Origin of the sequence: Bosea sp. AS-1 (assembly GCF_002220095.1) — a bacterium.
Lineage (GTDB): Bacteria > Pseudomonadota > Alphaproteobacteria > Rhizobiales > Beijerinckiaceae > Allobosea.
The window spans coordinates 2,265,163-2,287,996 of record NZ_CP022372.1; the positions used below are offsets into that span (position 1 = coordinate 2,265,163).

Below are 22,834 nucleotides of genomic sequence, written 5' to 3' on the forward strand. Positions count from 1 at the left end.
ATGGGCGGGGTGATTATCGTTAGCGCCGGACGAACCAAAAAAGCCGATCGCGGATGAAGCGATTCTATACCGGCTGCTTTGCGGGTTTGGTTAATTACTTGATAATGGGTTGCCGCGTCAGCTGACGCGACGCGATAGGCGCCTTGTCGGTGAGTTCCGCTTGGCGTCGTCTTGGGCGCTAGCGACGTGTGGCTACCCGGATCGGCAGTTCTTTTTGGGGTATATGATGAGGCCTGCGTTGCCCTAGGCGCGTAGGATGGCGCAGGAAGTTAGGCCGACGGGCTTTTTGCCCGCGTGGGGCGTGAGAGCCGAGCGTTAAAGTTGGGCCGCCATCTGAAGTAGTGTCGTCAGTTCGCAGCCCAGTTCGTCGAACTCCTCATCGAGGAGTTGGTCCGATAGGGGCCCGTCGGCTATCGAAATTGTCGCACCTCGCGCCGGTGAGACCCGCCGTCTAATATCCGGGTGAGGGGGCGCCCCGCGGCGCCGCCGAGGAAGACTGGCAATGAGTTCTCGTTCGAGCGCGTTCGCGCGCCAGACCTGGGTCGTGCCTATCATGGGAATTCTCCGCTGGCCTAAGTGGTTTGCAGGCACATCAACGGCCGTCGCGGCCGGTGGGCAGTTAGCGGAATGCGCCGATCAATCCGGCTCCGATGCAGGCCGATCCGGATCGGGCAAGTGCTGCTGCAGGCGGGCAGGGCGGTTACCTCGGGTTGGCCTCGACCTAATTAATATACCAGCGGTGTAGATAATTTCATACAATTCGACGCAATATGGTTAATTCTGAAGCGCACTAATCTCGGGTTTTTGACCTGGGCGCTGGGAGGGGTTCGTTCAGAATGACGACACCAGTTCGCTCGCTTCCGATCAAAAAACGAGCGCCTTGCCTCTCTAGTTCCTGCCGAATTTTCCTGTTCGTTTCCAATTGTGGCGCGACAAATAAATTCTCGAAATCATTGATAGTTTTCTTGGAAACGCCAGCGCGCTCGTGAAGCGTCTGCTGCGAGATATTGAGAAGCTGTCGGGCTGCCTGGCACAAGAAGCCGGGAATTTCCTCATCTTCAGGCATCGGCAGCATGCTCCCCGACGTGAGCAGGATCGGACCATCCTTTTTTAGGTGGAAAATTCGTATACTACTGGTATAATGATATACCTGGTCGCGAGGCTCGCCCGAAGGTGCGGCGGTCTCCGCAGGTGGATATGACTCCGACTTGGCCTTCATCAGCGCTTCTTCACCAACAGTGCCTGCGAGCTATGTCGTTACGCGACATCGAGCGATGTGGCGTTCTGTTTTGAAAAATTCCGCATAAGCGGCTGAATCAACGTGAACGGGAGCATCGCAAAAATGGTGGTCCCGGTCGAGTTTGCTCAGGCGTTCAAAGGCTGATCTCGCCGTTTATCCGCAGCTTCCCGCGAAGTTGTCCGCAAACAGCAATTCGCCGCACGAGGTCCAAATGTCCGAACGGAGTTTCGAAGAGCGCGCTCGCGTGAGTGCACCCGGTATGCGCACGTTCCTCAACATTGCTCGTCGCTGGGAACTATCTGAGAGACAGCAGGCGCAGCTTCTGGAGTGCAAATTACCGCAACTCCGCAAATGGGCGAGGATTGCTCGTGAGCATAAGCCGCTCGCGCTCGATACAGGCACGCTACTAAGGATTTCGGTAGTAATCGGTGTTTTTGCCGACCTGCGCCAATTCTTGTTGCTCGTTTCCGGCGCACGAGAAGAGCGATTGTGGTTGCTTCGACCCCGACAGCTTCCTCCGTTCAATGGCCTGTGTCCGCTTGAGGTGCTTTGCGGATCATTCGAAGATCAGATGACCGTACGGCGGCATATTGCTGCTGTCGTCGAGGGCGCATCGGCTCGCCGTGACATAGATTTGAGCGATCCAGCCAGTACCGCCAACGAGGAGATTTGGACAGGTGCCACGTCGCGTGAGATTCAGGCAGTTTGCTTTGATGCATTCGGGACCGTTGTAGAAATCGTCGACAAGCGTCGTCCATTCCACGCGCTTCTCCGCGATGAACCGTCGGGCGCGCTGGCGGTGATGGCAATCACGCGCCCGACCGGCTTGCGACAACTGTCGCGAGAGATGGCCAACCCCGTAACTGAAGACGAGCTGGCACGGCTAGAAGCAGACGTTGAAGCGGAGTGTGCATCGACGCGGTTGCGACCGGGCGTGAGCGAGATGTGGTCCGCGTTGCGTCGAGCCGGGCTGAAGATCGCGATCTGTTCGAACCTCGCTTACTCCTACGAGCAGACCTTGATCGATCAGCTTCCCGATTCACCTGACGCGCTCGTGCTGTCGTTTCGTGCGGGCCTGATGAAGCCCCAGCATGAGATTTACCGGTTGGTATGCAGGGAGCTACGACTGCAGCCCTCTGAAGTCCTGTTCACCGGCGACGATCTGGAGGCCGACGTTTTTGGCCCCGGCGCGATCAATGCGCTGGCGATGCCTATCGAGGAGTTCGAGAGCTCGTATTCGGGGCGCGTATCCTTCTTTGCGCCGAGCGAGGTTGTCGACCTCTTCGCGCGAATTGCCGCTGCGAAGGCGCGGTAGTTCCGCCCCCAACTTCGACCCTTCCGTCAGTTCAAACGACTTGGAGGCAGAATGCGCTTGCTGGTGATCTCCGATCTGCATCTTGAATTTGGCCCCTTCAAGTTTCCTGCGCCTATGCCGGAGTTTGACGTGGCGGTGTTCGCCGGCGACATGGGGCAGCCAATTACGGCGGCTGTGGCGTGGATGGTGCAGCAAGAGCAGCACCTGGGCCCGCTCTCTGGGCGCCCAGTCGTTTATGTACCTGGGAATCACGAATTCTACGGCAGCGAGATGAAGTCGAGCCTCGCCGATGGCAGAGAAGCAGCGAGGGCAGCGGGGATCGAGCTGCTCGCCCGTCGCAGCGTCGTCATTGATGGCGTCCGCTTTATCGGCTGCGTATTATGGACCGATTATCGCCTCCTCGGGACACCTAAGCCGTCGATGGTGTTTGCCGGGCAGGAGCTGAACGATCACAGACTCATTCGCTATCGCGAGGACAGCGGTCATTATAGCCGCTTCATGCCCTGGCATGCAGCGGCCGAACACCGGCTCGATCTTGCTTTCATTCGCAGCGAGCTTGCAAAGACGCACGAGGGGCCAACCGTTGTGGTCACGCACCACGCGCCACACCCGCAATCGGTCCAGCCAAGACACCAGGGCAGCGCGCTGTCCCCGGCTTTCGTCTCGGATCTGAGTGTCCTAATCGAGGACTACCAGCCAGACCTCTGGATCCATGGCCATGATCACGGATCGCACGACTACAGGGTGGGACGCACGCGCGTTTTGGCCAACCAGGCTGGTTACCCAAATCTGCACGGCGATCGAGAGAATCGACGGTTCGACCCTCTTTGCGTCGTTGAGGTCTGATCAGTCGATCAACGCATGTCACAGGTGATCTGTGAAGCGAGATCAGCCTATCCGTCCCAGCCCATCAATTGGCCCTCGAGGGCCAGCGGGTGTGCAGGTCATCGATCACGAAGGCGTGGTCATGACGATGGCCATCGGCCTCGACCAAGTGGGGATGATCCGGCGGTAGATCGTCATGGCTGTGAACCTGGGTCTCGGCGTCGGCCGCGGGCCAGACCTGTGCGGCAACGACGAGTGCGGCAAAGGTGAGGGCGGAGAAGGCCAAGGCGGTGACGGCGAGCGGAAGCGTAGCACCGAGCCATCCAGCGAGCGGATAGGTCACCAGCCAGCAGGCATGCGATAGCGCAAATTGCGCGGCAAACACGGCCGGACGGTCGGCTGCCTGGGCGGAACGCCGCAGCAGCCTGCCCGATGGTGTCTGCACGGCTGAGTAGCCGATGCCGAGCAGCAGCCAGGTCAACAGGAGCAAAGACCAAACCTGGCTTCCCGCCGGCAAGGTCGCGTTCGTGGTGCCGGTCCCGGAAGCGGCGAACAGCGACGCGCTGAAGAACGTCAGGATGAGGCCGAGCCAGAACGCCGCAGACAGCATCACGCGCCGGTCGGGAAGCTTGTCGAGAATGCGCGGCAGGACGAGCGCCGCAAGCATGGAACCGCCCCCAAAGCAGGCCAGCGCCAGGGCAACCTGCCCATCGCCCAATCCGAGCCAACCCTTCACGATGACGACGGTGTTGACGATGACCAGCGCACCGCCGGCTGCCGCCGCCATGTTCAGAGCCAGTAGACCGCGCAGGCGCGGCGTCGCCAAATAAATGCGCATCCCACGCGTCGTCTTGTCGTAGATGCCTCCCTGCCGATGGGCGGCGGGCGAAGCGGGTAGAGACACCGACAGCACGAGAGCTGCGGAGCAGAGAAAGCCGACAACGGTGCCTGAGAATAGCCAGTGAAAGCTAACAAGGCTCAGCAGTAGTGCCGCGAGAGCCGGGCTGACCAGACTCTCGAGATCGTAGGCCAGGCGCGAGAGCGAGAGGGCCCGCGTATAGTCGGCTTCCTCCGGAAGCACGTCGGGGATCGTCGCCTGGAAGGTTGGTGTGAAGGCAGCCGAGGCCGATTGCAGCAGGTAGATCAGGACATAGATCTGCCAGACCTCGGAAACGAAGGGCAGTAGCAGAGCGATCCCGGCCCGCACGAGATCCATCGCGATCAGGAAGGCGCGTCGCGGCAGCTGTGCGGCGAAGGCACCGACCACGGGCGCGACGGTTACATAGGCGATCATCTTGACCGCCAGCGCGGTGCCGAGAACCGCGCCCGCCTTTTCACCCGCAAGCGCGAAAGCGAGTAGTCCCAGCGCGACGGTCAGAAGGCCTGTCCCAAGCAGCGCGATGATCTGGGCGAGGAAGAGGTGCCGATAGGTTCGGTTGGCGAGAACGTCGAGCATGATCGTCCGATGCAGTTCTAATCAGCCGCGGAGCGGCGAAGTCAGGGCAGCCTGGGATCACGTTCTCATAGGTATTTGGCTATCTCCTTGAACTCGTCGATCGGGCGGCGCTGTTCGCGTGCGAGAGGGCCGATGACGTCTTCAAGGCAGTGATCGAGATGGTCTTGGATGAGGTTCTTCTTGGCCTGCCCGATCGCCTTTTCGACCGCCTGGAGTTGCTGGGCGAGCTCCAGGCACGGCCGGCCGGCTTCGATCATTTCGATGACCTTGCGCAGATGGCCCTCCGCCCGCTTCAGGCGTTTGGCGATCTCGGGATGGCTCTCGTGAAGATGGCTATCGGACATAGCTGATGGTATCCCCCTGGATAGGATGAGTCAAAGCGCGATTCGGCGCCTCCATGTCATCACGTCAAACTTTCGTTAAGAATGGTGTCCCTAGCTAATCGTATGCCGCGTCGCAGCATCAGAAGCAGATCGAGCCTCGCGGCCGCCTTCTTGGCGGTGTTCGCGATGTTGCTGTCCGCGGTCCACGTCCAGTCGGGCCACAATGTCTATGCGATGGCTCAGGCCGAAGCCCTGCGCCATGCCGAACTTGCCGTAGCGATCGCGGAGCACGGGCATTCGCATGACGAGGGCGAGCCGAACGAGCGCGTCCCAGGACATGTCCACGGCCACAGCACCTCCGACCATGTTCACGAGACTGCGAACCTGGTCGGTCAGCCCCGGCTCGGAATACCGCGTTTCGTCGGCATCGTGATGCGGCTTGAGCCGCAAGACACCGAACTGAGGCTTCGCCACGGCCTCGATCGACCTCCGAGATCTGTCGTCGTTTGAAAAGCGCTCCGCCACAGGCGGCGTTCCCTTACGACAAATCTTGGAAATCAAATGAAACAATCCTCATTGGCGGGGCGTCGCAAGCTGCGCGCTCTGCTCATAATCCTGCTCGCTGCGATGTTCGGGCTCTTCGGCCTGAACGCTGCGCTCGCCCATGCCGTCGCCGAAGGCGACAAGGGTTACATCCAGGAGATCACGGGGGTGAACATCGTCCCCTTCGTCTATCTCGGGGCCAAGCACATGGTGACGGGATACGACCATATCCTGTTCCTTTTTGGGGTGATCTTCTTCCTCTACCGGCTGAAGCACATTGCGATCTATGTCAGCCTGTTCGCCATCGGCCATTCGACGACAATGCTGCTCGGCGTCTATTTCAACGTCGGAATAAACAGCTACATCATCGACGCGATCATTGGCCTCTCGGTCCTTTACAAGGCGCTCGACAACATGGGCGCGTTCCAGAGATGGCTCGGCTTCCAGCCGAACACCAAGGTCGCGACGCTCATCTTCGGCCTGTTCCATGGCTTTGGCCTGTCGACCAAGATCCTCGAATACAGCATCTCCCCGGACGGCCTCGTCCCGAACCTCCTCGCGTTCAATGTCGGCGTCGAGATCGGGCAGCTCACCGCCCTGGCTACGATCTTGATCGTGATGGGCTTCTGGCGTCGCACCAACAGCTTCTGGCGCAATGCCTACGCCGCCAACACCGTCATGCTCACCGCCGGGTTCGTGCTGATCGGTTATCAGCTCACCGGCTACTTCATCTCGCAGGTTTGAGGTTCGAACCCATGTACAACACCGATATTCCGACCCGCGCGGAACTGCCGACCTCGGCGCAGCTCCTGCGTTCCACTGCCATCGCCTTTGTCGCCGCGGCTGGCATCCTCGTCACCATCGTGCTCCCGGCCGAGTATGCTATCGACCCGACCGGGGTCGGCCGCATGCTCAAGTTGACCGAGATGGGCGAGATCAAGGCTCAACTCGCAGAGGAAGCCCAGCGCGATCGCCAGAAGGATTCGACGGGCTCCATCGAGCAATCCAACCGTCCGGCCTCGGATCAGCGTTCCAGCCTGTTCGGCAGTGCGCTCGCGGCCCTTCTCGTCTCACCCGCCCATGCGAGCGAGCGGCTGGTTGTCGCCCAGGCTGCCGGACGCAAAGAGGAGACGGTCATCACCCTGAAGCCGAGCGAAGGCGTTGAATACAAGCTGACGATGAAGGCGGGCGCCAAAGTGAACTTTTCTTGGGCCACCGACGGCGGCGTCGTGAACTACGACATGCACGGCACCCCGGCCGGGGGCGGCAAAGAAAAAAGTTACAAGCAGGGCCGCGGCGCCGCTGGCGACGAAGGCGTTCTGACCGCCGAAGGCGACGGAGGCCACGGCTGGTTCTGGCGCAATCGTGGCGCTAAGGACGTGACGATCACGCTGAAAACCAACGGCGCTTATGTCGAAATCAAACGAATGATCTAAACGGATGCCTGCCAGCCGGTCGATCGAGCGACCCGGCTGGCAGGCCTTGTCGGTAGCACTATACGGGTCTGCCCGACGCTGGTGCTCGGAGCAGGGTGCCCGGAAGCAAAAGGGTTTTTCGACCTCGAGGAACTCGCGTCGCAGGACGGCGCAACCGGGGCGATCTGGCAACGCGCGACGGGAGTAGTGCGGGGTCTACGATAGTGGCGCGAACGCCTAGCTCGCAGCGCGAGGCTATCAACAGAGAGAATCTTGAAGGCGACAATTCGACGATCATCGAGATGCCGAAGCTATTTGACTGGGGTCCAGCGAGGGACCAGATTGAAATAAAATAAGCAAAATCTGGGAGGTTTGCCGTGACATCGAGGGTCGGCCGGCTCTCAGGTCCAGCCGTCAAACGCCGCGCTCTCACGCGTCGAGCCGTCTTGATTGGTGTAAGCTCAACTCTCGCCGCGCCTTCTGTGCTCCGAGCTCAACAACCATTCCGCTTCGGCCTGACACCGGTGTTTCTGACCTCCGATCTCGAACTGCTCGAAGCGCTGCAGCGGTATCTCTCGACCGCCATGAACATGGAGGTCCAGCTTGTTTTGAAGCGGACCTATCAGGAGATTACGTCGCAGCTGATCTCAGGGCTGCTCGACGCCGCCTGGATCTGCGGGTTTCCCTTCGTGGCCTATCGTCGTGAGCTCGAACTGGTGGCTGTCCCCGTCTGGCGCGGCAAACCGACCTATCAGTCCTATCTTCTTGTTGGTGCTGATCGCGATGCGAGCTCGATCGCCGATCTACGCGGAGACATTCACGCGTTCTCTGACCCAGACTCCAACTCGGGATATCTCGTGACACGGGCATTGTTGGCGGAGCGTAGAGCCAAGCCCCAGGATTTCTTTCGGCGAACCTTCTTCACGTACGGGCATCGAAACGTTGTTCGCGCGGTAGCCGCGGGCCTGGCTCAATCGGGTAGCGTGGATGGATACGTCTGGGAGGTGATGACGGAGACCGAGCCGGAGCTGACACGGCAAACTAGGCCTGCCTGGCGCTCTGCCTGGATGGGCTTCCCGCCCATCGCGACGTCCACCCCGAACGTCAGGAGTGACGGGATTGCGCGCCTGCGGCGGGCATTGATCGAAATGCCAGCTGATCAGACGGGTCGGGACGTTTTGGCTCTTCTGAGGCTCGATGGTTTCACGCCTGGGGAGCCTGCGCTTTTCGACAGCATCGCGGCCCGCGTGGATTTGGTGAGGGCACTCGGATGAGGCGAGCTTCGCTTGATCCGCGGCGCTGGCCGCTGGCTTTCAAGGCGCCTGTTCTCGTCGCAGTTTTCATGGTGGTGGTCAGTATCGTACTAACCAATGTCGTGCTGACGCGACTGCGCGAGACTCAGGAGCGACAGCTCGCGGCGATGTCGACGATCTACCTCAACGGCCTGGCCTCGGCAGTCATCCCGCATGTCTTGCGGGAGGATATCTGGGAGATCTTCGACATTATCGAGAGGGGAGCGACGCTCGAAGGTGGCTTCGGCCGCGCGAGCATCGTGGTCGTCGACAGCAAGGGAGAAACGCTTGCCGCAAGCGATCCCCGGCAAGCGCCTGTGCTCAGTCGGCAATCTGAACGAGATCGTGCATTCGATGGCGACGCGCTGCTTTTCGTCGACACTGGCAAGGGGCGCGCTTTCGCGCGGAGGCCTTTGCTCTACCAGGATCGCCGCATCGGCGAGATCTATGTTGACTATGATATCTCCCACCTGCTGCGCGAGCGCGGCGAGGTCCTCCGAACCCTGGTCGCCACAAACGCTGCAATCGCCTTGCTGCTGGCCGCCTTAGGCTACTGGATCATCAGGCGCATGCTCGGGCCGCTTGGCACCCTATCGAGGCACCTCGATCTCAGCGTCTCGGGGCCGGTACAGCCGATTCCTAAAGACGAAATCGTCGCGTCGACCCGCGAGTTCAGACGCCTGTTCATCCGCTTCAACGCGATGGCGCGTGCAGTCAACGAGCGCGAGGCGATTGCCAAAGAGCTGGCGAATGAGGAGCGGCTGGCCAGTCTCGGACGCCTGGCCTCCGGCATGGCCCATGAGATCAACAACCCTCTCGGCGGCCTGTTCAACGCGATCGACACGTTGAAGCGCCATGGCGACAAGCCGAAGGTTCGATCGATCTCGCTCGATTTGATTGAACGCGGCCTCAAGGGAATCCGGGACGTCGTCCGCTCGACGCTGGCGGCATATCGTGCCGATCGCGATCCACGCCATCTGGCCGCAAATGACCTCGATGATCTGCGATTGCTCGTTCGGCCAGAGATTGCCCGGCGCACATTGACACTGGATTGGCAAAACACGATCCAGGGCGAGTTGCCAATCGAGGCGACTGCGTTCCGTCAAATCGCGTTGAACCTGTTGCTCAATGCGATCGGTGTAAGCCCACCTGGCGGCCAGCTTTCAGTAATCTGCGCGATAGAAGGCGATCATTTGCTGCTGGAAGTCCACGATCAGGGGCCCGGCTTCAGCCCCGATGCCTATGCCGTTCTTGCCGGTGAGACCAGCAGCCCAGTTCCGTTCGGCGAAGGGGCGGGGCTCGGATTATGGGTCACGCGTCGTCTCCTCGAGGAGATGGGAGGTCAGGTGGTGATCGCCAGGTCACCGCTTGGAGGTGCCTTGATCCGCATGACAATCCCCCTGCGCGCAAAAGAGGAGCTTCGCGATGTCGCTTGAACGTTGCGCCATCGGCTTGATCGAGGACGATCCGATCATGGGGGAATCTCTTGTCCAGAGGCTCGCCATTGAAGGTGCCGATGTCACCTGGTGGAAGACCAAAGCGGAGGCTGTGCAGGGACTCTCGAAGCGCCGGCCGCAGGCGGTGATCTGCGATCTCAAGCTGCCAGACGGCAATGGCGAGGAGATCTTCCTTGAGACCGTGAAGTCCGAACGAGCTCCCCCATTCCTGTTTATGACGGCCTTCGGAGAGATTGATCAGGCGGTGCGGTTGATGCGGTGTGGCGCGGCGGATTACGTCACAAAGCCCTTCGAGATGTCGGTATTCCTTGAGCGCTTGGAGACCTTGGTTGATCCGGCTGAGCCGGAGGGCGAGGGGCTTCTCGGCGTATCGCCTGCAATGCGCGCGCTCGAAAGCACTCTCATGCGACTGGCCAGGGTCAGCGCTCCGGTCCTGCTCACGGGTGAGACCGGGTGCGGCAAGGAGGTTTGCGCCCGGTTGCTACATGCGTCCCGTGGGACAGCCGGGCCGTTCATGGCCGTGAACTGCGCCGCTATTCCGTCGGACCTCATGGAGAGCGAGCTCTTCGGGCATGAGAAGGGCTCTTTCTCGGGCGCTCACGCCCGCCATCTTGGCTACGCTGAGCGGGCTGGTGCGGGAACCCTGTTTCTCGACGAGATCGGCGATCTCGCGCCGAAGCTTCAGGCAAAGCTCCTGCGGCTTCTGGAGGATCGCAATTTCAGCCGGGTGGGTGGCGAGCAGATCGTTCCGTTCAGGGCAAGAGTAGTTTGTGCCACCAATGCAGACCTGCATCGGAAGGTGAGGGAAGGGACATTCCGCGAAGACCTCCTCTATCGCATCAATGTCGTGCATGTTCCCGTTCCACCGCTGCGCGATCGAAATGAAGACGTGATCTGGCTGATCAATCGCTTCGTGGCGGAATTCGCGAGCGAGATGGGAGAGCGCGTTCAAGGTGCCAGCGCGCTGACCCTGGAAGCTGCGCTCGCCCATAGTTGGCCTGGCAATGTGCGCGAGCTCCGCAACCGGGTGGAACGTGCGGTTGCTCTGAGCGACGGACCGTTGCTGATGCCGGGTGATCTGTTTCCTGATCTCGAAACTGCCTTCAAACCGTCTCAGCGGGAGGGGTTGGAGGGCATTCGCGACGAAGCCGAGCGGCGCCATATTGCCCGTGTTCTCTCTGAAAACGATGGAGCAGTGCTTGCTACCGCGAAGGCACTTGGGGTCTCCCGGACCACACTTTGGGAAAAGATGAGACGGTACGGCCTGGGATCCGCGAGAGATTGAGACTGCAGATAAACCGTGGTCTTTGACACGGTTTTGTCTTTGCGGTATTCGTGGGGCATCTCACGGATTGCAATGCATGAGCTCTCGACGCCGGACGGTCCGATATATCTCGACCGAGTACACGCCTGGTGAAGCGGCGCGTGCGACCGGCGTTTCGGTCGAGTTGCAGCGTGATTGGAAGCGACGCGGCTATTTGGCCTCGCGGGACGATGGAAAGCACAGCAGGTACACATTCGAAGACCTGAGCCATATGCTCGCGCTCAAGTCCTTTTCGGATGCGGGGATCGGACTTCGGGTCGCCGCCACGCCGCTCGGTAGCGACGGCTTCCGCAACGCGGAAACGGCGGCGAGCATGGCCATGTTGCCGATGCTCGGCTTCGCCAATTATGCGGTCGGGACGACTGATCCCCGCCACAGGATCGGCCGCTATGTGATCGTCGATAGCGCCGGGGTCTGTCGGACGGACAGTCTCGATGAGTATGAGCGAGAGCGGGGAACGCTTCAGCCCGGTGGGCCGGTTACAATTGTTTTCGACACGAAGAAGGCGGCCGAAGCGATCCTGGCGAAACTCGATCGCCCGCATCTGGTCGTTGAGACCACGGACCTGGACGAGTGAGAAGCGCGATGCCAAGCATGGATGCCCTCACTGCGATTGTCGCCACTCCGACCGTGTTGAGCTTGATCGGGGTCCTCGGGCTCGTGCTTGCCATGCGCCTGCGGCGGCTCAAATGGCGGGATTTCGAGATTTCTTTCGGTCGCGACGACGGCGAGCAGCCGCCGAACTCTTCGCGCTGATTGCAGGGTCTGGATTTCCTTACTTTCGCAACCGCAGCATGTTCGAGAATTCGAACATGCTCAGATCGACCATGATCCTTAGGCCACTGTTTTTGTTAAGGACTTCGGCCTTCTGAGCCCTGGCACGGGGCCTGCAATCACCTCCTACCGCTCACGAGAAGCTGGCTGGAGGAACCTCAATGAAGAAGTGCGATCTGATGGTCGATCTCGGCCGCCGCCGGTTCCTGTCAGGAGCGGGGTTCGCCGCGGCAGGCGCCGCTGCGACGACGATCGTTTCCGCGCCGGCTCAGGCAAAACCCGCTGCCGCGCTGGTCGAGTATCCCGCCAACAAGCTCGGAACTGTCGCAGAGCTCAAGGTCAACGAGCCGAAGGATGTTGCCTATCCCGATGATGATGCGCCGGGCGTGCTGATCAAGCTCGGCAAGCGCGTTCCGGGAGGCGTCGGCCCTGACGGCGATATCGTCGGCTTCTCGACCGTCTGCCCGCACAAGGGCTTTCCGCTCGCGTTCAACGCGACCGACAAGACGCTGAACTGCCCCGGGCATTACTCCCGCTTCGATTGCGAGGCTGGCGGCCAGCAGGTTTGGGGGCAGTCGACCCAGAACCTGCCGCAATATGCGCTGCGGGTCGAAGCCAATGGCGACATCGTGGCTGAGGGGCTCGACGAGCTGCTCTACGGCCGCCTGTCCAACGTGCTCTGAGGGAGAAGGCCATGACCTATAAGCGTCAGATCGATCGCCTCCCCATCGTCCCCGCGGACGCCAAGGAGCACAACGTCACCTGCCATTTCTGCATCGTCGGATGCGGCTACAAGGCCTACACCTGGGACATCAATCGGCAGGGCGGCACGGATCCGAGTCAGAACAAGTTCAAGGTCGACCTTGCCCAGCAGCAAGGGGCCGACAGCAGCGCCTGGTATTCGCCGTCGATGTACAACATCGTCAAGCAGGACGGTAAGGACGTCCACTTGGTCATCATGCCGGACAAGAACTGCGTGGTGAATTCGGGCCTCGGCTCGGTTCGCGGCGCCCGCATGGCGGAGACTTCATTCTCGGAGGCGCGTTCGACACAGCAGCAGCGCCTCACGCACCCGATGGTCTGGCGCTACGGCGCGATGTCGCCGACGTCCTGGGATGATGCGCTCGATCTCGTGGCCCGGGTCACGTGCCAGATCGTCAAGGATCAGGGCGAGGACGGGCTTTTCGTCTCCGCTTTCGACCATGGCGGCGCCGGGGGCGGCTACGAGAACACCTGGGGCACCGGCAAGCTCTATTTCGGCGCCATGAAGGTGAAGAATATCCGGATCCACAACCGGCCCGCCTACAATTCCGAGGTCCACGCCACGCGCGACATGGGCATCGGCGAGCTCAACAACTGCTACGAGGATGCGGAGCTCGCCGACACGATCGTCGTGGTGGGCGCCAATCCGCTGGAGACCCAAACCAACTATTTCCTGAACCATTGGGTGCCGAACCTGCGTGGCACGTCGATGGACAAGAAGCGCGCCGAGCTTCCGAATGAGGCTCATCCCCCTGCGCGGATCGTTATCATCGATCCGCGGCGCACCGTCACGGTCAACGCCTGCGAGGTGGAGGCCGGCAAGGACCGGGTGATGCACCTGGCCATCAACTCGGGCAGCGATCTTGCGCTGTTCAATGCCTGGATGACGTACATCGCCGAGAAGGGTTGGCTCGACCGGGCACTGATTGCCGCCTCGACCAACGGCTTCGACAAGATGGTCGCGGCCAACAAGACGACCTTGGAGCAAGCTGCCGCTCTGACCGGTCTTACCGTCGACCAGATCCGCCAGTCGGCGGAATGGATCGCGTCGCCAAAGGAAGGCAATGCGCGTCGCCGCACCATGTTCGCCTACGAGAAGGGCCTGATCTGGGGCAATGACAACTACCGCACCAACGGCGCGCTCGTGAATGTCGCTCTCGCCACCGGCAACATCGGTCGGCCGGGAGGTGGCTGCGTGCGTCTGGGCGGCCACCAGGAAGGCTACTCGCGTCCGTCCGATGCCCATGTCGGTCGCCCGGCGGCATACGTCGACAAGCTCCTGATCGAGGGCAAGGGGGGCGTTCACCACATCTGGGGGTGCGACCACTACAAGACGACGCTCAATGCCTACCAGTTCAAGAGAACCTACAAGAAGCGCACTGACCTGGTGAAGGAGGCCATGGACTCGGTCCCGTTCGGTGACCGTACGGCGCTGGTCAACGCCATCGTCGAGGCGATCAAGAAGGGCGGCCTGTTCTCGGTCGATATGGACATCATACCGAGCCAGATCGGGCAGGCGTCGCATGTCTGGCTCCCGGCCGCGACCTCCGGCGAAATGAACCTGACCTCCATGAATGGCGAGCGTCGTATGCGCCTCGTCGAGCGCTACATGGACCCGCCTGGACAGGCGATGCCCGATTGTCTGATCGCGGCCCGCATCGCCAACAACATGGAGCGCGTCTTCCGGGAGATCGGCATGGCCCAGGTCGCCGACAACTTCAAAGGCTTCGATTGGAAAACCGAGGAAGACGCTTTCATGGACGGCTATCATGCCCATGAGAAGGGCGGAGAGCACGTCACCTATGCTCGCCTGAAGGCGATGGGCACGAATGGCTTCCAGGAGCCGGCGACCGGCTTCGCGGACGGCAAGATCATTGGCACGAAGCGGCTTTTCGCTGACGGTAAATTCGGCGGCAAAGACGGCAAGGCGACCTTCATGGAGACGCAGTGGCGTGGTCTCCAGGCTGCCGGCAAGCAGGCCGAGAAGGACAAATTCCCGTTCCTGATAAACAATGGGCGGGCCAACCTGATCTGGCAGAGCGCCTATCTCGACCAGAAGAACGACTTCGTCATGGACGCCCAGCCGTATCCCTTCATCGAGCTGAACCCAGCCGACATGACCGAGCTCGGTCTCAAGGACGGGGATCTCGTCGAGGTCTACAATGACAATGGCTCGACGCAGGCCATGGCCTATCCGACGCCTTCGGCGAAGCGAAAGCAGGCCTTCATGCTGTTCGCGTTTCCCACTGGCGTCCAAGGCAATGTCGTCTCGCCAGGCGTCAATGAGTTCGTGATCCCGAACTACAAGCAGACCTGGGGCAACATCCGGAAGATCGCGAGCGCGCCGGAGAATACCAGGCATCTGTCCTTCAAGAGCCGCGAATACGCGGTCTGACGTCGTCACGATGAGCGGGTCGGACGCATGCGCGACCCGCTCATTTCCCGTCGCTTCCAGCTCGCAGGTTGCCCATGACCGCTCCTGTTGCGGCGGAAGCATTGCTCGCGGCTCCAGCCGTCGATCATGCTTCCGTCACTCTCTCGATCCCGGAAGCATGCGCTCGCGCATCGGCCTATGCCGCGCCGTTGATCGAGGCCGACATTGTCCCGGTCGCGCAGGCGACGGGCCGTACGCTTGCCGAGCCCGTTGTGGCGTTGGTCGCGACTCCGCCCTTCACCCAGTCCGCCATGGACGGTTATGCCGTGGTGGCGCGTGACGGGATTGCGGTCGGAGCCCGCATTCAGGTCGTCGGTCGTGTTCCCGCTGGCAGTCGCGGGGGCAAGATCGCTCGTGGCCAAGCGACCCGGCTATTCACCGGAGCCCCGATTCCCGAGGGGGCCGACGCCGTCGTCATGCAAGAGCATGTCGATCGCGATGGCGATATCATCGTCCTGCGTCGCCCGATCCGGGCGGGAGACAATATCCGGATCAAGGGCGAGGACGTTCAACCGCTTGAGACCCTTCTCCAAGTGGGCGAGCGTCTCGATGCCCGCCATGTCGCCCTTGCCGCCGCGCAGGGCATCGGCACCTTCAAGGTACGCGCACGGCCGCGTGTGGCCGTGATCTCGACGGGAGACGAGCTCCGACAGGCCGGTGACGCACTCGAACCCAGCGCGATCTATGATTCCAACCGGCCAATGCTGCTCGCCTTGATCGAGCAATCAGGCCTGGTGCCAATCGACGGTGGCTGGGTTCCTGACCGCCCTGAAATGATCGCCGATCGACTTCAGTGTGCGGCCGAGCGAGCCGACCTCGTAATCACCAGCGGGGGCGCCTCCCTCGGCGAGGAGGACCATGCACTTGAAGCGCTGGAGCGGGCAGGAGGCAGCGGCGAAACCCTCAAGATCGCCTTGAAGCCCGGCAAGCCCGCCGTCGTCGGTCGCATCCGTACCGCGGCGTACCTGGGCCTGCCCGGAAATCCGGTTTCGAGCCTGGTGTGCTGGCTGCTGCTGGGCCGAACGATGACTTGCTCCCTTGAGGGGCGGGAGCTTCCACGGCGGCTCGGCTTTCCCTTACCGAGCAAGTCAGCCTTTGCTCGCCGCGCAGGCCGAACTGAGTTCGTTCCGGTCAAACTCGTCGACGGTCCCGAGGGCCTTGGCGTCGAAATCCTTGGCCGGGGCGGCTCTGCCCGGTTGCAACCCCTCGCTGAAGCCGACGGTTTGGCCGAGATCGCTGCGGAGAACGGCGGCGTTCGTCCCGGAGACGTGATCCTGTTTCATCCGCTTCGTGGCGCTTTCGCCATCTGACCCTTTCATCATCGGAGATCCATCGACCATGAATCGCCTCTGGCCTGTGCTTGCCTTGCTCGCAGCTTCGCCGTCCGTTGCCTTTGCCCAGGACATTTCGGCGGGCGAGCGCTCCTGGAACAAATGCCGTGCCTGCCACCAGATAGGTGAAACCGCGAAGAACGGCGTCGGGCCAGAACTCAACGGGTTGTTCGGCCGGCATTCCGGATCAGTCGAGGGCTACAGCTATTCGAGCGCCAACAAGAACTCGGGCATCACCTGGGACGAGGCGACATTCGCCGTCTACATCAAGGATCCGAAGGCCAGGATTCCAGGAACCAAGATGGTGTTCGCCGGGATAAAGAATGATCAGGAGATCAAAGACCTGACCGCTTTCCTCAAGCAGTTCGACAAGGATGGAAAGAAGGCTCCGTGAGCAAATATCACGTTCGCTCGCGGCCGATTGTGTTGAAGAAGTGGGCGCCGGGTCGGCTATCGACGAAGGCAGGGTGATCGGTGAGAGGGCGCTCGCCCCTCATGCCGCCTGGGGCGGCGCTCCCATCGGCATCAGCTTTGCCATTTTCCTGAGGTTCTGGGCGGTGGCTGCGAGGAGGAACTCGTCGCGTGCGCCACAAGGTCCTCGCAGCCGCAAACGATCGAGTTTGAGGATGCGTTTCAGATGGGCGAAGAGCATTTCGACCTTCTTCCGCTCGCGTCGTGAGGTTGCGTAGGCATCGGTGGCGGCGATGTCACGCGCCATGTCGCGGGCGCCTTCATGGATGGAGCGGAGGACCTTGCGGGCTGGGTCTTTCGGACAGCACCGCGGCTTCAAGGAGCAGGCGTCGCAGTCACGCTTCATGGCCCGGTAGCGCATGAGGCCCTCGCGATCGACGCCGTCACGCGGCACCGCGAAGGCGCGACGGAACTGTCGAAGCTCCTTGCCGCCCGGGCAGATGTAAAGATCGCCCTCATGGTCGTAAGCGAAGTCAGAGCGGCTGAAGGAGCCGTCACGGCGCTGCGATCTGTCGAAGACCGGGATATGCGGCTCGATCCCGCGCTCATGCACCAGCCAGGCGAGGTTCTCGGCCGAGCCGTAGCCGGCATCCGCCACCAGTTTCTCGGGCCAGGTGCCGAAGCGGTCCTGCGTCCGCTCGACCATGGTTCGCGCAGCCCCGACCTCGGCCTGGCGCACGGCCGTGGTCGCCTCCACGTCCATGATGACGGCATGCTTCAGGTCGATCAGATAGTTGGTCGCATAAGCGAAGAAGGCCTGCCCGCCATGGGCCGCGGTCCAGCGCGCTGCCGGGGCGGCCGGCGAGATGAACTTCGGCACGACCGGGGTCGCCGCGCCGAAGGCGGCATCGTCCAACACGGCGAGATACTCGCGCACGGCATGGTGCGAGACCTCGGGAGGCAAACCGTCCTTGCCGGGCACGCCGTCTTGACGGTTGGCGTCTGCCTTGATCAGGCTGGCGTCGACCGCGAAGCCCTCGCCGCCGACCAGCCCTTCCGCCATGCAGCGCCGAACCGTCGTCTCGAACACTTCGCGCAGCAGATCGCTGTCGCGGAAGCGGCCGTGCCGGTTCTTCGAGAAGGTTGAGTGATCGGGCACATCACCATCGAGCCCGAGCCGGCAAAACCACCGATAGGCGAGGTTCAGATGGACCTCGTCGCAGAGCCTGCGCTCGGAGCGGATGCCGAAGCAGTAGCCGACGATCAGCATCCGGATCATCAGCTCCGGATCGATCGAGGGGCGGCCGGTGTCGCTGTAGAACGGACGCAGATGCGCGCGGACGCCGGACAGGTCGACGAAGCGGTCGATCGCGCGCAGCAGGTGCTGAGGCGGGACATGCCGCTCCAGGCTGAACTCGTAGAACAGCGCCTCCTGCGCCACTGTTCGTTCGCCCATCATCGGCCGCCCCTCCCAAGGACAACTGAATCAGGACTTCAGTCTCGTAGCAACGCCCACTTCTTCAACACAATCGGCCCTTGGCTGACATTCGGAGCATCAGCCTCCGGGTAGTCGAAGAAAGGATACGCTTCTCGCGATAATTTGTGCCTGTGGACATTTGCGACAGCATGTTGCCGGGCGACGCAGGGGCAGCCTAAATAATGAGCGTCCGCCCCTGTCTGTTTCTCAGTGAACCTCTCATGGTCGCCTATCCACTTTTCGTCTACAGCAAGAAGGATGTCGGCCGAGCAGGCAGAAAACTCGCCGGTGATCTTGTCTGGAATACTGAAACACAGGACGAAATTCGTCATGCCTTTGCTGTCGCGAATAGTTGGCGCGACTCACATGCGGCGCCGATGCGCCGCATACACGCTGAGTTAATCGCGAAGGTCAGGAAGCTCGGTCTCAAACAGACCTCTGGAATCAGCGCAGCCCGACTAAAGCGCATGACGTCCATCCGGAAGAAGCTCCGGAAAATCAATATCGGACTGGAAGCGATTCAAGACCTGGGTGGTTGCCGAGCAATCCTGCCGCGGATGGAGGACGTGCAACGACTCGTGAACGCCTACGGTGACAGTTGCCGCCACATAATCTTTGACCAGAACAACTACATCGCAGAACCGAAGCCAGGCGGTTACCGCAGCCATCACCTCAAGCTCAAATTCACCGGCAGCGGGGAGGTAGAGCACTTCTCGGGGCGCCGGATCGAAGTGCAGGTTAGAACGCAACTTCAACACACTTGGGCGACGGCTGTCGAGGCTGTCGGTTTAATCCGAGGTGAGGATCTCAAAGGGGGCGCCGGTAACGGAGATTGGCTGCGCCTGTTCGAGTTGGTGTCATCGGAGTTCGCAGAGCACGAGAATTGCTCGCCCGTCCCAGGTGCGCCAGTCGGCAGGCCGCGACGCCAAGAGATTCTCGATCTCGATCGCAGACTTGGAGCCGCTGCGACGTTAGACAATCTGAGCCAAGCGTTTCGAGCCGCCGAACGTCATATTTTTGATCGCGATACCAAGTATTTCCTGATCCGCTATGACACGGCGACAAATGAAGTGTCTGTCACGGCTTATCGAGAGCCGATGAAAGGTATTGAGTCTTACGAACGGGAGGAAATCGAAACCATTATTGACCCCGAACGGCCGAGCTTTGATACCGTTCTCGTCGAGGTAGATAAGGTCAAGAATCTAAAGGAGGCGTATCCAAATTATTTCGGCGATGTCCATCTATTCCGGAGGCAGCTTCGACGTATCGGTAAGGCGAAAGACTCTGATGAGTTTCAGCTCATGCCACAGGAGATTGTTCCGCCTCGGCCGCGGGAGGCCCCGGATCTTTCATGGTTCACGAGAAATCGCTTCCTGCGCCGCTAACGTCGCCTCCAGGACGCGATCACGCGTGTGATCATTTGCTGCCAGGGCAAAGGTCGCGTGATGCGTCAGCGGATTTTCCAGCAGGGGCAATTCCACGAGTTTCTCGCGCAGAAATGACGTCCTCACTTGCGCAGCTTCTGATTTCCAGCCCTGATGATACTGCTACGAACGGCCCGGGGGGGTGTGATGGCATACCGCAACAAAACATACATCTGCTTCGATGGTGATACAGATATGAAGTATTACCGCTTGATGCAGGCGTGGTCAGCTAATCAAAGATTCTCCTTTGACTTCTACAATGCGCACGACTTAAACTCGGCGCGCGACACAAGCGAGGTCGAAAGCATCAAGCGCCAGCTACGTGTGCGCTTCGCTAATTCGAAGCTTCTCGTGGTGCTCATCGGCGAGAACACCGCGCGCCTCACGAAATTCGTAAAATGGGAAATGGAAGTTGCCCTCAGGCTGGACCTTCCAATTATCGGCGTGAATCTCAACGGATCTCGAAAAAGAGATGCTCTGTGCCCACCGACCATTCGCGACGAGCTTGCAGTGTATGTTCCCTTCGGAATGAAGATAGTGGAACACGCGATGGCAAATTGGCCAGCGTCTCACGCCAAGTATAAATCAGAAGGCAAGACAGATTATTATCACTACACGGACGCAACCTACATGAGTTTGGGTCTGTAGAGTGAGGTACTTTTTCGATTCAATATGCACCTGGTCATACTGGCGCTATGCGGTTTTCTCGACCGAGGCAGTTGCTCGTTTTTTTGCGGCTGTCGGCGTCATGTGGCTGTTCATTGAGCTGTTCGAATTTTTTAACATATATACGAAAGACAAGTACAGCGTATTTGCCTTTCCTATCATAATGCTGGTTGCCTTTGTTTACGTTCTGGCGACTAGGCGGCCTGTCTCGCGCGTCCGGTACAAAATTCCTAAACGTGATTTCAGTGTCGAAGTACGAATTGGAAATATTTTGGACTCTCCCGGAGAGGTTATTATCAGCACAAATACAACGTTTGATACTGATATCACCAATGGTCTTATCGCGCCGGAAAGTTTGCAGGGGCAATTTCTTCTAAAATATTTTCCTGGAAACTATGGCGATCTTGAGAAGCAAATAGAAGAATCTCTCAATGGCGAAAAGAGCCGTACGGACAATAACAGGAAAGGGAAGAACGAGGTATATAAGATCGGGACGGTAGCAAGGGTGAAGGCGCACGGTAAGAATTTCTACTTCCTAGCTATGTCAGAATTAAATGAACATGGAACCGCGAGCTCTACACCGCGAATGATAGACGACTCATTGGAGGCGCTTTGGAAGTATATGGCAACGCGTGGCGAGCTTGGTGAGATCGCTATTCCGGTTCTTGGTACGGGCCGTGGCCGAGTCTCACTGTCGCGCAAGAAGATTATCGAGAGAATTGCCCAATCTTTTGCTGACGCCTCGACTGACGCCGTATTCTCAAACAAATTGAGCATAATCGTCCACCCTGGCGATGTGCCAAAACACAAAATAAATCTTTTTGAAATTCGGGATTACTTAATGTCGAGCCTGCACATTTAACCCAGAAGGCGCCGCTCCGAGACGTTAGGGCTTGCCGCATGTGAGCTCTAACGCGGCAAAGCCTTGCTTCCGGTCAAGGTGGCGGCGCTGGGCTCGCCTATGCAGGGCGGCATCGATGAGGCATTGCGGGCCTCACGCTGGACCCAATTTCAGATTCCTGCGACACGGCAACGCTGCGTGGGGCCGTTTCTGGGCCGCCACCTAAGATCAAGGCACAAGCCACTAGTTAAGAAGGCAAGCCCGGGATCACTGCGTGTTCAGCTTTTTGCTGGGACTAACGCACCCCGCGCCGGTAACGCCAGCGTCGCCGCGAAGCAGGCGGCCAGCATCAGGCAGGAGCCGACCAGGCAGGCGTAGATGCCGCCCCATTGAAAGAGAAGGCCTGACAGCAGCGTGCCAGTGAACCGTCCGAGCGCATTGGCAGCGTAGTAGAACCCGACATCCTCTGCGGCCTTCTCGGATCCGGCATAGGCCAGGATCAGGTAGGAGTGGACCGAGGAATTGACGGCGAAGGCAAAGCCGAACAGGCCCAGGCCCACCACCAGGACGATATCCGGCCTCAATCCCGAGTTGCTCGCCAGAACGGCAGCGATGGCGGCCGGAATGATGGCGAGGATCAGCGACCAGAGCCTTGCCGCCTTCACTTCCTGCGTCAGCCCGTCAGGGCTGCGCTTGACCACGGCGGGTGCAGCCGCTTGCACGAGCCCGTAGCCAATGGTCCAGAGCGCGACGAAGCTGCCGACCATCGTGAAGGTCCAGCCCGCGGCGTAGAGGAAGACGGGTACGCCGACGACGAACCAGACGTCCCGGGCGCCGAACAGCGCCACGCGCGCGATCGCCAGCAGGTTGACGCCGCGGTTCTTGCCGAAGAGCTCGCGTGCGCTCTTGCTCGCCTTCGCCTTTCCGAGCATGGGCGGAAGCGATGCCACGACCCCGAACAGCACCACGCTGAGCGCCGCTGCCATGGCCCACAGCGCGCCCCGGAAGCCGAGGAGTTCGAGCAGCAGGCCGCCGAGGAAGAAGCCGAAGCCCTTCATCGCGTTCTTCGAGCCGGTGAACCAGGCGACCCAGCGGAAGAGGCGGCCTTCCGAATCCTCCGCCTTGGCTGCTGTCTCGGCGATCTTGATGGCAGATTTTGAGGCTGTTTTTGTGAGGTCTTTGGCGACGCCGCAGATGCCCTGAGCGAGTACCACCCAGATCACGGAGGCCACGGCCGACCAATCGGGCGAAAGAGCCGAAAGCACCAAGAAGCCGGTGATCTGCGTCGTCAAGCCGACCGCGAGCATCCTGGTGATGCCGTAGCGCGCCGCGAGCCAGCCGCCGATGAAGTTCGCCAGCACGCCGGCGGCCTCATAGAGGAGGAAGAGGAAGGCGAGCGTGAAGGGCGAGTATCCGAGCCGGAAGAAGTGCAGCAGCACGAGCATGCGCAGAGCGCCGTCCGTGAGTGTGAAGCCCCAGTATCCGGCCGTCACGATGGCGTAGTTGCGCGTGCCCTCGTTCATC

At 60.5% G+C, this 22,834-nt stretch carries 22 protein-coding genes; 16 read left to right on the plus strand and 6 right to left on the minus strand.

The genetic code is table 11. The annotated features are described in order from the left end of the window. Nucleotides 1-790 precede the first annotated feature (790 nt). Nucleotides 791-1,219, minus strand: coding sequence for a helix-turn-helix domain-containing protein (locus tag CE453_RS12525; protein WP_089174893.1), 429 nt, complete (start codon nucleotides 1,217-1,219; stop codon nucleotides 791-793). A 232-nt stretch (nucleotides 1,220-1,451) separates the two neighbouring features. On the opposite strand from CE453_RS12525, the gene CE453_RS12530 reads away from it, so the two are divergent. Both CE453_RS12530 and CE453_RS12535 read left to right on the plus strand, forming a co-directional pair. Beyond that, the gene (locus CE453_RS12530; RefSeq protein WP_089174894.1) at nucleotides 1,452-2,555 is read left to right on the plus strand and encodes an HAD family hydrolase; all 1,104 of its coding nucleotides are present in this window, start codon (nucleotides 1,452-1,454) and stop codon (nucleotides 2,553-2,555) included. A 51-nt stretch (nucleotides 2,556-2,606) separates the two neighbouring features. After that, nucleotides 2,607-3,401 carry a metallophosphoesterase gene (locus CE453_RS12535; protein ID WP_089174895.1) on the plus strand — a complete coding sequence of 265 codons (795 nt, stop codon included), beginning with the start codon at nucleotides 2,607-2,609 and terminating at the stop codon, nucleotides 3,399-3,401. 64 nt (nucleotides 3,402-3,465) lie between these two features. On the opposite strand, the gene CE453_RS12540 is transcribed toward CE453_RS12535, so the two are convergent. The 3 genes from CE453_RS12540 to CE453_RS28580 form a co-directional block, all read right to left on the minus strand. Continuing rightward, nucleotides 3,466-4,836 (minus strand): MFS transporter, encoded by a 1,371-nt coding sequence (locus tag CE453_RS12540; RefSeq protein WP_089174896.1) that lies wholly within the window; start codon nucleotides 4,834-4,836, stop codon nucleotides 3,466-3,468. 65 nt (nucleotides 4,837-4,901) lie between these two features. Further along, nucleotides 4,902-5,180, minus strand: a complete 279-nt coding sequence (locus tag CE453_RS12545; protein ID WP_089174897.1) for a metal-sensing transcriptional repressor — start codon at nucleotides 5,178-5,180, stop codon at nucleotides 4,902-4,904. 90 nt (nucleotides 5,181-5,270) lie between these two features. Further along, nucleotides 5,271-5,720 (minus strand): hypothetical protein, encoded by a 450-nt coding sequence (locus CE453_RS28580; RefSeq protein WP_157733014.1) that lies wholly within the window; start codon nucleotides 5,718-5,720, stop codon nucleotides 5,271-5,273. On the opposite strand from CE453_RS28580, the gene CE453_RS12555 reads away from it, so the two are divergent. The 11 genes from CE453_RS12555 to CE453_RS12600 all read left to right on the plus strand — a co-directional run bounded on the left by CE453_RS12555 (nucleotide 5,721) and on the right by CE453_RS12600 (nucleotide 16,885). Further along, complete coding sequence (locus CE453_RS12555; protein ID WP_089174899.1) at nucleotides 5,721-6,446, plus strand: HupE/UreJ family protein; 726 nt, start codon at nucleotides 5,721-5,723, stop codon at nucleotides 6,444-6,446. Nucleotides 6,447-6,457: 11 nt separating this feature from the next. Further along, nucleotides 6,458-7,138: a transmembrane anchor protein gene (locus tag CE453_RS12560; protein ID WP_089174900.1), complete on the plus strand. Its 681-nt coding sequence runs from the start codon at nucleotides 6,458-6,460 to the stop codon at nucleotides 7,136-7,138. A 461-nt stretch (nucleotides 7,139-7,599) separates the two neighbouring features. After that, nucleotides 7,600-8,391, plus strand: a complete 792-nt coding sequence (locus tag CE453_RS12565) for a substrate-binding domain-containing protein (protein ID WP_349236645.1) — start codon at nucleotides 7,600-7,602, stop codon at nucleotides 8,389-8,391. Further along, nucleotides 8,388-9,845, plus strand: a complete 1,458-nt coding sequence (locus CE453_RS12570) for a sensor histidine kinase (RefSeq protein WP_089174902.1) — start codon at nucleotides 8,388-8,390, stop codon at nucleotides 9,843-9,845. The genes CE453_RS12565 and CE453_RS12570 overlap by 4 nt, the downstream gene beginning before the upstream one ends. After that, complete coding sequence (locus CE453_RS12575; protein WP_089174903.1) at nucleotides 9,835-11,151, plus strand: sigma-54-dependent transcriptional regulator; 1,317 nt, start codon at nucleotides 9,835-9,837, stop codon at nucleotides 11,149-11,151. The genes CE453_RS12570 and CE453_RS12575 overlap by 11 nt, the downstream gene beginning before the upstream one ends. A 76-nt stretch (nucleotides 11,152-11,227) precedes the next feature. After that, nucleotides 11,228-11,767 carry a MerR family transcriptional regulator gene (locus CE453_RS12580; protein ID WP_157733016.1) on the plus strand — a complete coding sequence of 180 codons (540 nt, stop codon included), beginning with the start codon at nucleotides 11,228-11,230 and terminating at the stop codon, nucleotides 11,765-11,767. 17 nt (nucleotides 11,768-11,784) lie between these two features. After that, nucleotides 11,785-11,946: a hypothetical protein gene (locus tag CE453_RS28585; RefSeq protein ID WP_157733017.1), complete on the plus strand. Its 162-nt coding sequence runs from the start codon at nucleotides 11,785-11,787 to the stop codon at nucleotides 11,944-11,946. 179 nt (nucleotides 11,947-12,125) lie between these two features. Next, nucleotides 12,126-12,647, plus strand: coding sequence for an arsenate reductase (azurin) small subunit (locus CE453_RS12585; protein ID WP_089174905.1), 522 nt, complete (start codon nucleotides 12,126-12,128; stop codon nucleotides 12,645-12,647). An 11-nt stretch (nucleotides 12,648-12,658) separates the two neighbouring features. Beyond that, nucleotides 12,659-15,121, plus strand: coding sequence for an arsenate reductase (azurin) large subunit (locus tag CE453_RS12590; RefSeq protein WP_089174906.1), 2,463 nt, complete (start codon nucleotides 12,659-12,661; stop codon nucleotides 15,119-15,121). A 74-nt stretch (nucleotides 15,122-15,195) separates the two neighbouring features. Then, entirely contained in the window at nucleotides 15,196-16,470 is a 1,275-nt protein-coding gene (locus CE453_RS12595) for a molybdopterin molybdotransferase MoeA (RefSeq protein WP_089174907.1), read from the plus strand. A 28-nt stretch (nucleotides 16,471-16,498) separates the two neighbouring features. Then, entirely contained in the window at nucleotides 16,499-16,885 is a 387-nt protein-coding gene (locus CE453_RS12600; protein WP_089174908.1) for a c-type cytochrome, read from the plus strand. A 99-nt stretch (nucleotides 16,886-16,984) separates the two neighbouring features. Here CE453_RS12600 and CE453_RS12605 read toward each other — a convergent pair whose 3' ends face one another. Continuing rightward, on the minus strand, nucleotides 16,985-18,361 hold the full coding sequence (locus tag CE453_RS12605; protein ID WP_089174909.1) for a transposase: 1,377 nt from the start codon (nucleotides 18,359-18,361) through the stop codon (nucleotides 16,985-16,987). Nucleotides 18,362-18,600: 239 nt separating this feature from the next. On the opposite strand from CE453_RS12605, the gene CE453_RS12610 reads away from it, so the two are divergent. The 3 genes from CE453_RS12610 (at nucleotide 18,601) to CE453_RS12620 (ending at nucleotide 21,331) form a co-directional block, all read left to right on the plus strand. Further along, entirely contained in the window at nucleotides 18,601-19,764 is a 1,164-nt protein-coding gene (locus CE453_RS12610; RefSeq protein ID WP_157733018.1) for a RelA/SpoT domain-containing protein, read from the plus strand. 186 nt (nucleotides 19,765-19,950) lie between these two features. Then, on the plus strand, nucleotides 19,951-20,451 hold the full coding sequence (locus tag CE453_RS12615) for a TIR domain-containing protein (RefSeq protein WP_089174911.1): 501 nt from the start codon (nucleotides 19,951-19,953) through the stop codon (nucleotides 20,449-20,451). Nucleotide 20,452: 1 nt separating this feature from the next. Beyond that, on the plus strand, nucleotides 20,453-21,331 hold the full coding sequence (locus CE453_RS12620) for a macro domain-containing protein (protein ID WP_089174912.1): 879 nt from the start codon (nucleotides 20,453-20,455) through the stop codon (nucleotides 21,329-21,331). A gap of 257 nt (nucleotides 21,332-21,588) precedes the next feature. Here the strand turns inward: CE453_RS12620 and arsJ are convergent, their stop codons facing one another. Continuing rightward, on the minus strand, nucleotides 21,589-22,833 hold the full coding sequence (gene arsJ / locus CE453_RS12625) for an organoarsenical effux MFS transporter ArsJ (RefSeq protein WP_089174913.1): 1,245 nt from the start codon (nucleotides 22,831-22,833) through the stop codon (nucleotides 21,589-21,591). Nucleotide 22,834 lies beyond the last annotated feature (1 nt).

Excerpts from the sequence above, each read along its gene's own strand:
- CE453_RS12600 (WP_089174908.1), top strand. The coding sequence starts at position 16,499 with ATGAATCGCCTCTGGCCTGTGCTTGCCTTGCTCGCAGCTTCGCCGTCC.
- arsJ (WP_089174913.1), bottom strand. The coding sequence starts at position 22,833 with ATGAACGAGGGCACGCGCAACTACGCCATCGTGACGGCCGGATACTGG.
- CE453_RS12535 (WP_089174895.1), top strand. The coding sequence starts at position 2,607 with ATGCGCTTGCTGGTGATCTCCGATCTGCATCTTGAATTTGGCCCCTTC.
- CE453_RS12525 (WP_089174893.1), bottom strand. The coding sequence starts at position 1,219 with ATGAAGGCCAAGTCGGAGTCATATCCACCTGCGGAGACCGCCGCACCT.
- CE453_RS12585 (WP_089174905.1), top strand. The coding sequence starts at position 12,126 with ATGAAGAAGTGCGATCTGATGGTCGATCTCGGCCGCCGCCGGTTCCTG.
- CE453_RS12590 (WP_089174906.1), top strand. The coding sequence starts at position 12,659 with ATGACCTATAAGCGTCAGATCGATCGCCTCCCCATCGTCCCCGCGGAC.
- CE453_RS12570 (WP_089174902.1), top strand. The coding sequence starts at position 8,388 with ATGAGGCGAGCTTCGCTTGATCCGCGGCGCTGGCCGCTGGCTTTCAAG.
- CE453_RS12595 (WP_089174907.1), top strand. The coding sequence starts at position 15,196 with ATGACCGCTCCTGTTGCGGCGGAAGCATTGCTCGCGGCTCCAGCCGTC.
- CE453_RS12560 (WP_089174900.1), top strand. The coding sequence starts at position 6,458 with ATGTACAACACCGATATTCCGACCCGCGCGGAACTGCCGACCTCGGCG.
- CE453_RS12605 (WP_089174909.1), bottom strand. The coding sequence starts at position 18,361 with ATGATGGGCGAACGAACAGTGGCGCAGGAGGCGCTGTTCTACGAGTTC.
- CE453_RS28585 (WP_157733017.1), top strand. The coding sequence starts at position 11,785 with ATGGATGCCCTCACTGCGATTGTCGCCACTCCGACCGTGTTGAGCTTG.
- CE453_RS12555 (WP_089174899.1), top strand. The coding sequence starts at position 5,721 with ATGAAACAATCCTCATTGGCGGGGCGTCGCAAGCTGCGCGCTCTGCTC.
- CE453_RS12575 (WP_089174903.1), top strand. The coding sequence starts at position 9,835 with ATGTCGCTTGAACGTTGCGCCATCGGCTTGATCGAGGACGATCCGATC.
- CE453_RS12540 (WP_089174896.1), bottom strand. The coding sequence starts at position 4,836 with ATGCTCGACGTTCTCGCCAACCGAACCTATCGGCACCTCTTCCTCGCC.
- CE453_RS12615 (WP_089174911.1), top strand. The coding sequence starts at position 19,951 with ATGGCATACCGCAACAAAACATACATCTGCTTCGATGGTGATACAGAT.
- CE453_RS12530 (WP_089174894.1), top strand. The coding sequence starts at position 1,452 with ATGTCCGAACGGAGTTTCGAAGAGCGCGCTCGCGTGAGTGCACCCGGT.
- CE453_RS12545 (WP_089174897.1), bottom strand. The coding sequence starts at position 5,180 with ATGTCCGATAGCCATCTTCACGAGAGCCATCCCGAGATCGCCAAACGC.
- CE453_RS12610 (WP_157733018.1), top strand. The coding sequence starts at position 18,601 with ATGGTCGCCTATCCACTTTTCGTCTACAGCAAGAAGGATGTCGGCCGA.
- CE453_RS12580 (WP_157733016.1), top strand. The coding sequence starts at position 11,228 with ATGAGCTCTCGACGCCGGACGGTCCGATATATCTCGACCGAGTACACG.